The organism is Gluconacetobacter johannae (assembly GCF_014174305.1).
GTDB classification, from domain to species: Bacteria; Pseudomonadota; Alphaproteobacteria; order Acetobacterales; family Acetobacteraceae; genus Gluconacetobacter; species Gluconacetobacter johannae.
Genome location: NZ_JABEQH010000027.1, coordinates 28603 through 42984, shown reverse-complemented (window position 1 = coordinate 42984; position 14382 = coordinate 28603). Strand labels below are relative to the sequence as shown.

General features: G+C 60.4%; 11 protein-coding genes and 1 tRNA gene. 5 read left to right on the top strand and 7 right to left on the bottom strand.

The genetic code is table 11. The features are described 5' to 3' along the window. Positions 1-33 precede the first annotated feature (33 nt). Positions 34-110: transfer RNA gene (locus tag HLH21_RS15845), tRNA-Met, on the top strand. Here HLH21_RS15845 and HLH21_RS15840 read toward each other — a convergent pair. Both HLH21_RS15840 and hutI read right to left on the bottom strand, forming a co-directional pair. Next, positions 96-386: a hypothetical protein gene (locus HLH21_RS15840; protein ID WP_246379877.1), complete on the bottom strand. Its 291-nt coding sequence runs from the start codon at positions 384-386 to the stop codon at positions 96-98. The two genes, HLH21_RS15845 and HLH21_RS15840, sit on opposite strands and share 15 nt — an antisense overlap. A gap of 134 nt (positions 387-520) precedes the next feature. Then, positions 521-1747, bottom strand: a complete 1227-nt coding sequence (gene hutI, locus HLH21_RS15835; RefSeq protein WP_182944723.1) for an imidazolonepropionase — start codon at positions 1745-1747, stop codon at positions 521-523. A gap of 138 nt (positions 1748-1885) precedes the next feature. Here hutI and HLH21_RS15830 point away from each other — a divergent pair, with 138 nt between their 5' ends. Beyond that, positions 1886-3256, top strand: coding sequence for a formimidoylglutamate deiminase (locus HLH21_RS15830; protein WP_182944722.1), 1371 nt, complete (start codon positions 1886-1888; stop codon positions 3254-3256). Between the two features lie 22 nt (positions 3257-3278). Next, positions 3279-4085, top strand: coding sequence for an N-formylglutamate deformylase (gene hutG / locus HLH21_RS15825; RefSeq protein ID WP_182944721.1), 807 nt, complete (start codon positions 3279-3281; stop codon positions 4083-4085). On the opposite strand, the gene HLH21_RS15820 is transcribed toward hutG, so the two are convergent. Then, positions 4076-4678, bottom strand: a complete 603-nt coding sequence (locus HLH21_RS15820; RefSeq protein WP_182944720.1) for a HutD/Ves family protein — start codon at positions 4676-4678, stop codon at positions 4076-4078. The two genes, hutG and HLH21_RS15820, sit on opposite strands and share 10 nt — an antisense overlap. A 123-nt stretch (positions 4679-4801) precedes the next feature. Here HLH21_RS15820 and hutC point away from each other — a divergent pair, with 123 nt between their 5' ends. After that, a complete protein-coding gene (gene hutC, locus HLH21_RS15815) occupies positions 4802-5527 on the top strand; it encodes a histidine utilization repressor (protein WP_182944719.1) in 726 nt (241 codons plus the stop codon). Positions 5528-5628: 101 nt separating this feature from the next. Beyond that, complete coding sequence (locus HLH21_RS15810; RefSeq protein ID WP_182944718.1) at positions 5629-7119, top strand: HAL/PAL/TAL family ammonia-lyase; 1491 nt, start codon at positions 5629-5631, stop codon at positions 7117-7119. Here the strand turns inward: HLH21_RS15810 and HLH21_RS15805 are convergent. From HLH21_RS15805 to HLH21_RS15790, 4 genes are all read right to left on the bottom strand, one after another. Then, positions 7104-8351: an MFS transporter gene (locus HLH21_RS15805; RefSeq protein ID WP_182944717.1), complete on the bottom strand. Its 1248-nt coding sequence runs from the start codon at positions 8349-8351 to the stop codon at positions 7104-7106. The two genes, HLH21_RS15810 and HLH21_RS15805, sit on opposite strands and share 16 nt — an antisense overlap. Positions 8352-8429: 78 nt before the next feature. Then, a complete protein-coding gene (hutU, locus tag HLH21_RS15800) occupies positions 8430-10124 on the bottom strand; it encodes a urocanate hydratase (RefSeq protein WP_182944716.1) in 1695 nt (564 codons plus the stop codon). Between the two features lie 43 nt (positions 10125-10167). After that, positions 10168-12558, bottom strand: coding sequence for a TonB-dependent receptor (locus HLH21_RS15795; RefSeq protein WP_182944715.1), 2391 nt, complete (start codon positions 12556-12558; stop codon positions 10168-10170). A 1019-nt stretch (positions 12559-13577) separates the two neighbouring features. Beyond that, positions 13578-14204: a PadR family transcriptional regulator gene (locus tag HLH21_RS15790; protein ID WP_182944714.1), complete on the bottom strand. Its 627-nt coding sequence runs from the start codon at positions 14202-14204 to the stop codon at positions 13578-13580. Between the last annotated feature and the right edge of the window lie 178 nt (positions 14205-14382).

Sequence of the window (14382 nt, the reverse complement as noted above, 5' to 3'; positions counted from 1 at the left end):
TCGCCGCCAGGTCTTCCAGTCCACCTTTACCACCGCGGGGTGGAGCAGCCCGGTAGCTCGTCAGGCTCATAACCTGAAGGTCATAGGTTCAAATCCTATCCCCGCAACCACTGATACCGACACTCCCGTGAGCAACGCTCCGGGAGTGTTCGTGTTTTGAACCATTTCCAATGGCTTGCCGCTCGATCCAGGTCAGGATCGTCCCCCTGTTCCCCATACAGCATGGCGTCGATTTCGTCCCGGTTCGGGCCGGGAGTAAGTACCACCTTCTCGATCAGTGCCCGCAGCGCCTCGGCGGCTTCCAGCCGTTCCTCAGGCCGGTTGAGGGCGTCGGTCAGGCGGCCGACCTTGCGGGCGTAGATCGCAGCAGTGGGAAAGAGAACCATCACGGTTCATACAAAATCCGCATCATCAAATCCCGGGACTAAACATCTAACCAAAAACGATCCAGTTTACCGGGAGCAGATCAACTGAAACGCCGCCGACTGGACGTTCCAGCCCGAGCTGGATGGAAAGATATTTATCCCAAGCCGCCATAGATGCGTCGGACAGGCCGGATACCGCCGACCCAGTAAGACAGCTCATGTGGCCCGGTAACATCCCACAAAGTCATGTCCGCCCGCAGACCTTCGCGGAGCATCCCGGTTTCGTGCTCGATTCCGAGAGCGCGGGCCGCGACAGAGGTGACCGCCCGGAAGCTTTCTTCGGGAGTCAGCCGGAACAGCGTGCAACCCATGTTCATGACGGATGTCAGGCCCAGAACAGGGGACGTTCCGGGATTGCAGTCCGTTGCCAGACCAATGCTGACATTATGTTTGCGAAGCAGATCAACGGGAGGGAGCTGCTTCTCCCGGATGAAGTAGAACGCCCCCGGCAGGAGCATCGCCACGGTTCCATGGTGCGCCATGCTCATGACGGCATTTTCATCCGCATATTCCAGATGATCCGCCGACAGGCCGCCATAGCGCGCGGCCAGGGCGGTTCCACCACTGAGCGAGAGTTGTTCCGAATGGATTCTGACCGGCAGGCCCAGCTTCCGTGCCGTTTCGAACAGGAATTCGGTCTGCGTGGGTGAAAAGGCGATAGTCTCGCAGAATGCGTCGACGCTATCGACCAGATTTTCCTCGTGAAGCCTGGGCAGAAGCTCATCGGCCAGGAACGTCACGTAATCGTCCGCACGTCCCGAATATTCGGGGGGAACCGCGTGCGCCCCCAGAAAGGTCGTATGGACGCGTACGGGCAATGTCTTGCCGATCGCGCGGGCAACCCGCAACTGCTTGAATTCATCGGCCAGCGTCAGGCCATATCCGGATTTTATCTCCAGCGAGGTCGTCCCCTCCTGAATCATCCGCTCCACCCGTTTCAGTGAAACCTGAAGGAGTTGCTGCTCGGATGCCGCGCGGGTTGCCTTTACCGTGGAGAGGATGCCGCCGCCTTTGCGGGCGATGTCCTCATAGGATGCGCCATTCAGGCGTTCGGCGAATTCCTGGCTGCGATCTCCGGCGAACACCACATGGGTATGCGCGTCGATCAGGCCCGGAGTGAGCCATCCACCATGACCATGTTCCACCTTGCGGGCCAGGCCGTCGGGTATTCCGGGTAGGTCCGCGCGCGATCCTACCCAGCAGATCGCACCGTCGTGGATGCCCACGGCACCGTCATGGATGCATCCATATCCATCCCCGGACGTGATGAGCCTGTCATCGCCCGTTGCCAGATGAACATCGAGCCACAGGGTGTCCCACATGGTTCCGCTCCGTATTGTCCGAACTTGTTAATATATGTATATACATATCAGTCAATCCCATTATGATCCCGCCCGGAACAGAGTGAACAGAGGGCATGCCGCCATGTGCCTTCATGCCGTGCAACCTGGAATTTCGTGATGACCGAATTGTTTGCAAAACAGGCCCTGCTGCCCGACGGGTGGCGTCGGAACGTCACGATCGCCGTCGGGAAGGATGGAACCTTCTCAGCAATCTTTCCGGACAGCGCCCCTCAAGCCGGGGCAGAGCGGTTCGACGTGGTGGTGCCTCCGCAGATCAGCCTTCACTCCCACGCCTTTCAGCGTGCGATGGGAGGACTGGCCGAGAAGAGACAGAATCCGGACGATACATTCTGGACCTGGCGCACGCTCATGTATCAACTGGCCCACCGGATCTCGCCGGAGCAGATGCAGAACGTCGCGGCCTTCCTGTATATGCAGATGCTCAAGGCCGGGTATTCACAGGTAGCCGAGTTCCACTACCTCCACAATGAGGTCGATGGCCGCGCCTACGCATCCCCTGCCGAAATGTCCAGCCGCCTGGTCGCAGCCGCTACCGACGCGGGTCTCGGGATCACGCTTCTCCCCACGCTCTATGCGCGTGGCGGGTTGGATGGCAGTCCTCTGGCCGATGCCCAGAAACGTTTTGCGGGCCACCCCGACAGGATTGCGCGCATCGTGTCCGACATCCGGTCCCACTGGCGCGGGTCGAACCTGGTGCATGTCGGCATAGGGCTGCACTCCCTGCGAGCCGTCGATATCCAGTCCATCGGCGACTTTCTGAATGTCGCCGGCCCCGGCGCGCCGATCCATATCCATGTTGCGGAACAGCAGCGCGAAGTGGATGCGTGCCTTGCCGTGACGGGGCAGCGCCCCGTCGATTACCTGATGAGCCATCTGGCTGTGGACGAGCGCTGGTGCCTGGTGCACGCCACCCACCTTTCAGAAGCCGAGGTGACGTCCATCGCGAGTTCGCGGGCCGTGGCCGGGCTCTGCCCCATTACGGAAGCCAATCTGGGAGACGGCATCTTTCCATTCGAGTCCTATGTCGATCAGGGTGGCCACTTCGGGATCGGAAGTGACAGCAACGTCCTCATCAGCCCCTGGGAAGAACTGCGTCTGCTGGAATATGGCCTGCGCCTCAACTGGCAGAAACGATGCGTCGCTCTTCCGGCCGGCCGGAAAGGCTCGATCGGAGGCTGGCTTTTCCAGCAAAGCCTCAAGGGCGGCGCGCAAGCCTGTGGGCTGCCGGTCGCCGGGCTCGTACCCGGCGCCCGCGCGGATTTATGCGTGATCGACGAGGACGCCCTTTCCCTCCCGGACCTCGAGGGCGACGATCTTCTCGACTCAGCCATTTTCGCAACCTCCAGACCGCCTGTCCGGCATGTCATGTCGGACGGGCGCTGGCGCATCATTGATGGACATCACCCTGACGAAAAGCGCATTACAAACGCCTTTCGTGCGTCACTTCGCGACCTGATGTCCGCCTGACAGAAGTTTTCGGATCGAACCCATGACGAACATCTTCTCCCTGACGCCCGGTCATCTCCCCATCCTCATCACCATTCCCCATGCGGGCGACCGACTGGCGCCGGGAATGGAAGATCGGATGACCCCAAGGGGAAAAAGGCTACCCGATACCGACTGGTACATGGAGCACCTATACGCGTTCGCCCTGTCCAGGGGGATCGGTGTCCTGCGTGCGAATTTCTCGCGTTATGTCGTTGATCTCAACCGTGGACATGACGACGCGGCATTATACCCGGGGCGCCCGAGTACCGGCCTGGTACCGCTACTGGGTTTCGACGGGCAGCCCATCTATTCCGAAGGTCGGGAACCGGGGCCGGCCGAGGTCGCCGAACGCACGAAACGCTACTGGCAACCATATCACGACGCGATCCGGAACGAACTGGACCGCCTGCGCGAAGCGTGCGGATGGGCCATTCTGTGGGATGTCCATTCGATCGGCTCCGAAATTCCGCGGCTGTTCGAAGGCCGGTTGCCGGATCTGAATTTTGGAACCAATAGCGGCCAATCCTGCGCGCCTTCCCTGGCACGGGACGTCCTGGCCTGCGCGGAGGGGCTCGCGTCCTATTCGCATGTGCGGGATGGACGCTTCAAAGGCGGCCATACAACCCGTCATTACGGCCGGCCCGAGACGGGTATCCATGCCGTGCAACTGGAAATCGCACAATCGACATATCTCGCGTCTGAGAACGATCCCTGGCCCATCGATCTTCAGGCCGCGGCCACCCTCTCCGGGGCGATTGAAAGACTGATCGATACCGCAGTGGCCTGGCGACCGGCCCCTCAGGCCTGAGCCCGGATGGGGGCCACCCGGTACAGCAGCGGGTCGTCCCCATCCTCGACGCTCAGGATGCCACCCGTCCCTTCGGGAAGAAGGAGGAATTCGCCTGCTTGACAGCTCTGCTTGCGGCCCGATGCGGTCTCGAGAACCCAGCGTCCGCGCACGACGACCAGCGCGCCGGCAAGCGATGCTTCCCCCACGCACTGGCAGGGGGCCTGTACAGCCTCCAGACGATAGGGACGGGATGGCGGGTGCATCAGGTTCACGACCCTGACCGGCCCGGAGACCAGCGCCACATCCGCCGAAAGATCGCCCGAAAACGTGTGGGCATCGCCAGTTCCGGCAATATCGCGCTTCGTCCCATCCGACAGCGAGAGGCGGGCTCCCGCCCCTTCCAGCAGGGCGATGTGCCGTACGATTCCTGGAAAGTGGGAAAAGGCGCCATCCCGGCTGATATCGGCAACGCTCAGCCGCCAGTCCGCATGATCCGCAATGACCTTCGTCAGGCCGCCGCCATTTTTCCAGAGCCGGGAGGGCTGGCTGGAAATTGCTTCCGCGTATGGGGCCGATGGGAAAAGATTGTCATTTTCCGGATCTGGCTTCATATATCCATGTGCCTGTTTATGGGTGTGCCTCGTATGTAAGTACAATAACCTGGCACGACAAAAAATGGTCTTTCGCCAACAGGTGGCGGATCAGTCCTCGAGAGATGAAAAGGTAGGGGAGACGTGTCGCAGACCCTGGACAAGGCGAAGATGGTCGCGCGTTACGAGCAGGTGAAGGCTTTCATCATCGAGCGAATCGATCGCGGAGAGTGGGAGGTCGGTCATCGCCTGCCATCCGAACACGAGCTTGTCGAACAGTTGGGCGTATCGCGGATGACCATTCACCGCGCCATGCGTGAACTGACGGCGGACGGCATCGTCCGTCGCGCCCAGGGGGTCGGGACATTCGTGGCGCAGCCGGCGAATCGCGTCGAACTGCTGGAAATCCGCGATATTGTCGACGACATCGTTGCAAGCGGGCATCAGCATCGCGCCGAAGTGATCGCCGTCGAGACTGTCCGCGCCGACAGCGATCTGGCGACGGCCTTCGAACAGCGGCCCGGAGCACGCCTGTTTCGCTCGCTGATCGTCCATTACGAAGACGATCTTCCGATTCAGATGGAAGAGCGCTATGTCTCTCCGCACTTTGCACCGGATTATCTGGAGCAGGATTTTGCCCAGACAAACCCGCATCGTCACCTTTACGGAATCGCGGGGCCGGAAGAAATCGAACACGTCGTATTCGCCGTGACGCCGCCACTGGACATCTGCACACTTCTGCAACTTGATAAACCCGCAGCCTGTTTGCAGCTGATCCGTCGGACATGGGTCGATGGACGCGTTGTCATGAAGGGTATCTTTACCTATTCCGGAAACCGCTACAGCTTCGGGGGGCGCTATCGCCCCTGACGGGAAAGCCTCCGGACAATGGCAAGAGAAGTGAAGCGTACGGATTGACGTTCGGTATGCATGCCGATTATGGTTGTCTATACAATAAATCCAGGCGTCTCATGTCCGAAATCCTGCTCGATCAGCCTCTTGCCCCGCGAGATGTGTACGACATCGCCTGGAAAAGGAAGAAGATCCGTCTTTCTGACGCGGCGCGGCAAAGACTGCGGGATGCACACGGGCGCCTGCGCGTCCTGGTGGACGGCGCGGCTTCTGCCTATGGCCTCAATACGGGCGTCGGCGGATTGTCGGACACGCGGATCACGCCTGAAAAACAATCCATCCTTTCGCGCAAGATCCTTTTCAGTCATGCCACGGGCATAGGGCGCCCTCTCGGTCGTGAAGCCACCCGCGCCATCATCGCGTGTGCTGTCAATGAATATTGTCTGGGTTATTCCGGGTTGCGGGAAGGCATCGTCGAACGCCTGGTCGCGCTTCTGAACCATGACTGCCTGCCGGTCGTGCCCCGAGACGGCTCGGTGGGATATCTGACCCATATGGCGCATATTTCCCTGACGCTGATCGGCCATGGAGAGCTTGACGTCGGCAACGCGCTTCAGCCCGCCGCTGCGGTTCTCGAACGCCTGGGCTTTGAACCGTTGGTAATGGAAGCGAAGGAAGGGCTTTGCCTGGTCAACGGGCTGTCCTGTGCCACGGGGGTCGCCAGTCTTGTCACCCAGGAGGGCCGGTCCTGTCTCCAGTGGGCAGACCGCATCGCGGCAGCCACGTTTGACGTTCTCGGCGGGCAGCAGAACGCGTTTGACCCCCGATCCGCCGGATTACGCATCATGTCGGGACACAGGCAGGTCGCGCGGGCGCTCAACCACGACCTCGCGGGTTCGGTGAGGATTGCGAAGGCCAAGGGGCAACGCGTACAGGACGCCCTCAGCCTTCGTGCCATTCCGCAGATTCACGGGTCCGTTCATGATGCGCTCGAAAGCATCCATCAGACTGTCGGGCAGGAGTTGCGCAGCCTTTCGGACAACCCCGCCATCATCGAAGACGACACCGGCATTGGCGCGTTCTCGGAGGCGCATGCGGTCGGGGCCAGCATCGCGCGTGTCATGGATGAGGCCGCCATCGCGCTCGCATCCCTGGGGGCGGTGTCCGAACGGCGCCTCGATCGTATGGTCAATCCTCTGACCAGCCCGTTCCCGGCTTTCCTGTCGAGCGATTCCGGAACAGGAAGCGGTTTCATGATCGCGCAATATAGCGCGGCATCCCTGGTGGGAGCGAACCGGCGTCTGGCGCTTCCCGCCAGTCTGGATGGGGGCATTACCTCCGGCCTTCAGGAGGATATTCTCGTTCACGCGACACCGGCCGCCCTCAAGGCGTACGATGTGCTCGCCAATACCCGGTCCATTCTCGCTATCGAGCTTCTGGCTCTCTGCCAGGCCATCGACCTCGCCGATCTTGCCGATGAGATCTCGCCCCGCACGGCAGCCCTGTACCGCGCGGTCAGGGCGATTGTTCCCTTCTATGAAGAGGATCGTCCCCTGGCGGCCGATATCGCGGGGCTGGAGGCATGGATGGCGGTTCAGTCTCCGCCCTGAGCCTCTCCCCCCCGACAGGCGAGGGAAGCGCCGGGCGTTGCGATGGGGGGGGCAGGTTGCTCCACGATGCCGGGGTGACGGATTTCCTTCAGCAGAACCGGTAACCCGAAGGGGATGCTGACAATACAGGCCGCGCATCCCGCGATCCCCAGCATCATGAAGGACGTGTGGTCGACGATCAGCCCTCCAAGCGGGGCCCCCAGTGCGTATCCCATGCGGTCCATGCCGCCGCAGAACGTGCCGAGCCGCCCCGTATGGTCCAGGGCTGCCGCACTGCCCAGAAGCCATGCGTAGGAAAGCATCGAACAGTTCCAGTAGACGATCACGCCGATCGTATAGCTCCAGGAATTCCAGGCCGAGCAGGCAAGGAGCCCTCCTATCCCGGTTCCCACGAGTGTCAGTGGCAGAATGATCTCGCGCGGCAGACGGCGCGTCAGGGCGCCGGCCACGAGACTCACCACGACGCTGGAGACGATGCCCACGGTCGAGAGAAGGACGATATAGTCCGCCGACAGCTGAATGGACCGGCCCACGCGCTCGGCAAACGACCATGCCATGCTGGAACCGAGGGAAGACCCGACCCAGATGAACAACAGGGCGACGGCCCCTCGTGTCAGGCGCAGCTTTTCCGTATTCTGAACGATTGGTGCTGCGGGCGCATGACGCAGCGTCATCATGAAGGGTGCGATGCACGCGACGATTGCCGCGATGCCGACGAACACCCCCAGATCCCCGAAGGTCCGCGTGGCGTAAGGGATCGCATCGATCACGGCCACCAGCACCAGCAGCCCGCCACCATTCGAAATCGCGTACATCCGCTCGGGATTGTCGCTTGCGGACGCAGCACAGACATAGGATCGCCCGAGCAGGGCCTCGGCCAGTCCGAAGATCACCGCACAGCCCCATGTCCAGACGGAGGATGTGGGACCGCTGGCGGTCAGCAAGGACGAGATGATGGCCAGGCCCGCGCCGAGAAAGGCGGTCGCGACGACGGAGAAGCGCGGTTTCAGCCGCGACAGCAGCATCATGAAAATCGCGAACGACATGATCTCGAAGAAGCCGAACATGCCGGCGCGGCTGGCCGACTGGTGCAGCCCCGACATCAGGGCATCGATCTGGAACGGCATGACGGACGATCCGAGATACGCGCATCCCGAGCAGATGCTCAGCCCGAGCGAAAGAAGAAGTAACGTCCGTCCGGGAAAATGACCGAGGGCCCGCATGCCTGTCATGATGATCGCAATTTTCCTGTCATGCCAAAGAAGGCACGCCCGCCCTTGGGAGGAAGGGGGGGGCGTGCCGCGCGCGTCTTATTTGCTGTTGGTGACCATGGGCAGGTTCAGGCCTTTTTCGTGTGCACAGGCGATTGCGATGTCGTAGCCCGCGTCGGCATGGCGCATCACGCCTGTGGCAGGATCGTTCCATAGAACGCGCTCCAGCCGGGCTGCGGCATCCTCGGTTCCATCCGCGACGATCACCATTCCCGAATGCTGCGAAAACCCCATTCCGACGCCGCCACCATGATGCAGAGAGACCCATGTCGCGCCCGACGCCGTATTGAGCAGCGCATTCAGCAGCGGCCAGTCGGAAACCGCGTCCGACCCATCGCGCATCGCCTCGGTTTCGCGATTGGGGCTGGCCACCGAGCCGCTGTCCAGATGGTCCCGTCCGATCACGATCGGCGCCTTCAGTTCGCCCTTCGCGACCATCTCGTTGAAGGCCATGCCCAGCCGATGGCGGTCCCCCAGGCCGACCCAGCAGATGCGGGAGGGAAGGCCCTGGAACTGGATTTTCTCGCGCGCCATGTCCAGCCAGTTATGCAGGTGCCTGTCGTCCGGCAGCAGTTCCTTGACCTTGGCATCGGTCTTGTAGATGTCCTCCGGATCGCCCGAAAGGGCGGCCCATCGGAACGGGCCGATCCCCCGGCAGAACAGGGGCCGGATATAGGCAGGGACGAATCCCGGAAAGGCGAATGCGTCCTCCAGTCCTTCTTCCAGCGCCATCTGCCGGATATTGTTTCCATAATCGAAGGTCGGCACCCCCATGCGATGGAACGCCACCATGGCGGCCACCTGCGCCTTCATGGAGGCTTTCGCGGCCTTTTCCACAGACGCCGGATCCGTAATACGCAGCGCCGCAGCCTTGTCCAGCGACCACCCGGCAGGCAGGTAGCCGTTCAGGGGATCATGCGCCGACGTCTGGTCCGTCACGCCATCGGGGCGGATGCCGCGCCGAACGAGTTCGGGGAACACTTCGGCCGCGTTTCCAAGCAGCCCGACCGATACGGCCTCGCCCTTGGCGCAAGCCTCGTGAATGATCTGCAGGGCTTCATCGAGATCCTGGACCTGCCGGTCCAGATAGCCCGTCTCGAGGCGCTTCTGAATGCGGGAGGGTTCGCACTCCACCGCCAGCATGGACGCGCCCGCCATCACGGCCGCCAGTGGCTGCGCGCCGCTCATGCCGCCAAGACCGCCAGTCAGGATCCAGCGGCCCTTCAGGTCGCCGCCGTAATACTGACGCCCCATTTCCACAAACGTCTCGTACGTGCCCTGGACGATGCCTTGACTGCCGATATAGATCCAGGAACCCGCCGTCATCTGGCCGTACATCATAAGGCCCGCCCGGTCGAGTTCGTTGAACTTGTCCCAGTTGGCCCAGTGCGGAACCAGATTGGAATTGGCGATCAGAACACGCGGGGCATTGGCATGCGTCCGAAAGACGCCCACCGGCTTGCCCGACTGTACGACGAGCGTTTCCTCATCGCCGAGCACGCGCAGGCACTCCACGATCTGGTCGTAACAGGCCCAGTTCCGCGCCGCCCGTCCAATGCCACCATAGACGACGAGTTCCGACGGCTTCTCCGCGACTTCAGGATCGAGATTGTTCATCAGCATCCGCATGGCAGCTTCCGTCTGCCAGGATCTGGCGGTGATTTCGGCTCCATGGGCGGATCGGATAACGCGATCGTTGGCAAGGCGGGAAGTCGGGGAAGATGCATTGACCATCGGTAAGGTCTCCGTTGTTCAAAATGGCGAAATGTCGGAAGGATCAGAAACCGGCGGCCACTGTCAGCGCGGTGGTAAAGCGGGGCGCGATATAATATCCGGGCGAGCTGCCATCGATCGTGGTTCCGTGAATTCCGCGTGTCGACAGGGCATTGAGCTGGGGCGATGCAATGCCGGACAGGACTTTCTCATCCGTCAGGTTGATGAATGCCACGCGGATTTCCGGATGTTTGACAAACCAGACATTCGGAAGGCGATAGCCCAGGGACAGGTTGAAGGTCTTGTAGGCGGGCATCTTTTCGTCGTTCATGAACGTGGAGTATTGAGACCCCGTATATTTGAACGAAAAGGTTCCGAAGAAATTTCCGTAATCGTAGACAAGACCGAACGATCCCTGAAAGGACGGGCTGCGGACGGCAGTCTTCCCGGCCGTCGGCAGATAGTCGTTTCCGACACGAATGTTGTTGTCGACACTCGCATGCAGGTACTCCGCCGATATATACGGCGAGAAGCCATGGAACGGCATCAGGCCGGCTTCAAAATCCACCCCGCGGGAGGTCTGGCCGCCACCATTAATCGTTGAGTAGACCGGAACATTGTTGACGTAAGTCAGGCTGGACACCTGACGGTTCGTGAAGTTGTAATTGAAGAGCGCCAGGCTGGCATGCAACAGGCTGTCCTGATACCGGTATCCGATTTCTTCCGAGATCGAATATTCAGGGCGGATCGCCGGGTTCCCCTGTGTCGATGTCGTTCCGCCCCAATAGAAATTGTACAGGGTATCGTCGATCGGCATCAACGTGTTGGTGCTGCCATTGATAAAGATCTGGTTATGCGGGTCGATCCTGTATGTCAGCGATACGCGGGGCAGGGGCTGGAAATTGTTCGCACCCACATGATACTGCGTGCCAGGAAGGCTGTTGGTCCCCGCCTTGCTTATCATCAATGTCTTGATCCCGCCGACGATCTTCAGCCGATCATGCAGCAGGGAAATCTCGTCTTGCAGGTAGAGGGCATTCGTCTGGGTGACGGTATGCTCCTTCTCGGCAAGATATGGCTTTCCGTTGCCCATGGTGATGTCCTGGGAGCTCCATGCCGAACTGGGACTTCCGCCGGAATTCACTGAAGAAAATGGCATCGAAAGGTCATCGACACTATACTGGTACCAATATCCCAGTGTGACCTTCTGAATTCCGAAAGTCCGTGAAAGCGATGCGTTGAAGCCGCCAACGGATTGCAGCCCTACGTAATCGCTTCGCACGCTGCCGCCCGATGCATCGTAATTGGGAATGTTCACCGAGACGGGCTGTGTTCCGTAATAGTTCCCGTCGGGGGACAGCGTCGAAGATGCCGGCGAGTTCTGCATCGCATACAGGAAATACGGCGTGACATTCAGCTTCACCTTTCCCGGCAACGTGAAATCGGAAGGCAGGCTCATCATGATCTGCTCCCATTTCCAGCGGTTCTGGAGCCAGTAATCCGAGCTTCCCGGCGCGAATGTGCCAGCCCAGGCATAGCTTCGGCCGGAAGTCTGCCAGTCGGCGAGCGTCGGGTTCGGATTATACATGTAATCCATGTCGACATAAGAGCCGACCAGCTTCATCTGGTCTCCGTTCTCGAATTCCTTCTTGAACCCGAAATCGATATGCCGCCGCATCTGTCGGCCCGGACCGAGAGAGTTTTTCGCGGTCCCGTTGGAAAACGAGACATAGGCCGACAGGCCGGTGTGCCCGATATCGCCCGTGTCGAAGCGGCCGAAGAAACGCTGCAGATTCAGCGTTCCATAGCTGTAGTCGATCAGGCCCCCCATCTTGTGGGCAGGATCGCGCATCGTGGTCGTGACCTGGCCGCCGGACGCGTTGACCACAGGGGCCGTAATGGACGAAGACCCTTGAGTCAGACTGACGGAATCGATGTCCTCCCCATCAGCCCAATAGGTGGGATATCCGTTATAGGTTTCGATGTCGTTGACCGGCATACCCTCCCACACCTGGCCGATTTCATTTCCGCCCAGTCCACGCACGCTCAGCATGGAATTCGCGGCAAAGCCGTATGGATCGCTCTGGGCCAGATTGGCACCGGGGGTAAGGGAGACGGCCTGGTAGGCGGTGGTGGTGGATGCCTGCTTGTTGATATATTCGGACGTCACGGTGCTACGCATGTCGCCGCCTGTCTGAAGGGCCATCAAGCCCCCGCCCGCGATATGGCGAACCTTGCCGTATGCTCCGTTCGCACCATCCGCATTGATCGAAATGACCTCGGCATGAACGGGCGTGACAGTGTGGGACTCTCCCGCTTTCGGCACTTTGGACGTGTGTGCGGGCAGTCGATGGTGTGACGGCGTCGGCGAGGTGGCCCCGGCGAGAGACGTCGAAGCCAGGAACGTCATGGTGGAAAGAGCTACACAAGCATGACGGCGTTTGACGGTTGGCATGGCACCTGCTCGGAATCAATTTATATCGAAGTTACAATGGCACCACATGTTGCATATGCAACTCATTTTTTTACCTTACATGACGAATCATATGTCTATGCGCGCTGAAACGTAATAATTTATCGTTTTAAATCAACGCATTAATAATATATTTTTTTTGGAAAATTCGTTCAGCGCCCCTTTGAGTGTCCTTGCACATTTTTGACGTCTTTGTCCTGAGAAGGGATCTGCATGGCCACCGAAAGTCGTAAAAATATAGTTATATCAGTGTATTGAATTGAATTTCCCTGTCAAATCATCCGTTGGGCGGCAATGTTCCGAGTGCTTCTGATGGGCGGATCTCAAATTTATGGCCGTAGTTGTATATACAACTATGGCCTTGATGCTGTCGAAACCCTTGTTATGGTTCGCTGTCCATATCCGCTCTGGGGAGAAGCATGCCCTGGATCACGACTGAGCCCGGCCGCAATATCCTTCTGTTTTTCTTCCTATGCTCCACGGACCCGGCAATCGGGGACGTCCTGCAGAATCTCCATCGACGGTTCGCCGTGTCGATCAATCTCAATGATGATTATGAAGGGGCGGTCTGGCTTTTCCGGAATTCGGTCAGCGGGCATTCAGCGCCCCGAAAGGGGGGGCGGTCGTGTTCTCCTGCGCCCGTCTTCACGCTGTCCAGCCCGTGACAAGAGGACGGCGATACGCTTGCCTGCCTTTTGTCCATTAATCCGGACGATCATGGTCGCCAGAATGGCGGCGCTCGAAATCACCAGCGCATGCGGCGGATCGGCCCGCTTCATATGGGGAATGGGCAGCGTTATAGGGAACTCGACCAAGTCTCTCCCACACCGACAGCATCAGCCTGCACCGCCAGATCTGCCGGAACAGGCGTGGGAGATGGGCATAGATGCCGAATTACCCGGCAAGGCGGGTTTGCCAGACGCCTAGGGATGCCGTGCCCGTCCGTCGGCTGTTTTCATGCAATGCGGTTCTACCGGCGGAATATGCGCGTCTTTGCGCCGTCATGCCTTGCCGAGGATTTCGGCGGTTGCGCGGTCGAGAATCGCGGCGATGCGTTGCGCTTCGTCGGGGGCGCAGCCGCGTTTGCGCCTCAGCGCATGTTTGAGGGCGTGCCGGGCCTGGTGCAGCGCGTCGCCGCCAGGTCCGTCCGGCGCGTCTACGCCTGCGAACGCATCGCGGACCTCGGCCATGCGGCTGCCGATACGGGCCAGGGTCTCGAGGATGGCATCGGCTTGCTCGCGGCGGCTTTCCAGGTCAGCCCGTCCCTCGTCGGTCAGGGTATAAAGCTTGCGGTTGCCTTCCTGCGTCACGGCGGCATGGCCGATCTCGTCCAGGTAGGTCAGGGCCGGGTAGACCATACCGGGGCTGGGGGCATAAAAGCCGCCGGAATGTTCCTCGATCTGCCGGATCAGTTCGTAGCCGTGGGCGGGACGCCCGGCCAGAAGGGCGAGCAGGATCAGTTGGAGTTCCTCCGAACTGAGCTTGCGGCCGGCCGGAAAATCGCCGCCGCCATAACCTCGTCCGAACCCGTGGCCGAAGCCCCGGCCGAAGCCGCGACGACCGCGGCCCTGCCCGATCGCGTGGAGGATATGATGGAAGCGGTGGGGGGAGAAGTGATCTTTAAACATGTCTTATGATATGTATATCGTAAGACATAATTCAAGACTTATTTTTCGTTCTGTCATGCCTGACCGCCTCGGTGCCCTGGCCCAGCGTGGGCGGCCTGCGGCGGGCCCCGCCGCGGTCGCGTTGGGCAGGGCGACCCGGTGCCGCCGAAACGGTTGCGCCTCATCGGCCTGTCCTCTC

Coding starts and splice junctions, on each gene's coding strand:
- HLH21_RS15830 (WP_182944722.1), top strand. CDS start 1,886: ATGACCGAATTGTTTGCAAAACAGGCCCTGCTGCCCGACGGGTGGCGT.
- hutU (WP_182944716.1), bottom strand. CDS start 10,124: ATGGTCAATGCATCTTCCCCGACTTCCCGCCTTGCCAACGATCGCGTT.
- HLH21_RS15795 (WP_182944715.1), bottom strand. CDS start 12,558: ATGCCAACCGTCAAACGCCGTCATGCTTGTGTAGCTCTTTCCACCATG.
- hutI (WP_182944723.1), bottom strand. CDS start 1,747: ATGTGGGACACCCTGTGGCTCGATGTTCATCTGGCAACGGGCGATGAC.
- hutG (WP_182944721.1), top strand. CDS start 3,279: ATGACGAACATCTTCTCCCTGACGCCCGGTCATCTCCCCATCCTCATC.
- HLH21_RS15810 (WP_182944718.1), top strand. CDS start 5,629: ATGTCCGAAATCCTGCTCGATCAGCCTCTTGCCCCGCGAGATGTGTAC.
- HLH21_RS15805 (WP_182944717.1), bottom strand. CDS start 8,351: ATGACAGGCATGCGGGCCCTCGGTCATTTTCCCGGACGGACGTTACTT.
- HLH21_RS15840 (WP_246379877.1), bottom strand. CDS start 386: ATGGTTCTCTTTCCCACTGCTGCGATCTACGCCCGCAAGGTCGGCCGC.
- HLH21_RS15820 (WP_182944720.1), bottom strand. CDS start 4,678: ATGAAGCCAGATCCGGAAAATGACAATCTTTTCCCATCGGCCCCATAC.
- HLH21_RS15790 (WP_182944714.1), bottom strand. CDS start 14,204: ATGTTTAAAGATCACTTCTCCCCCCACCGCTTCCATCATATCCTCCAC.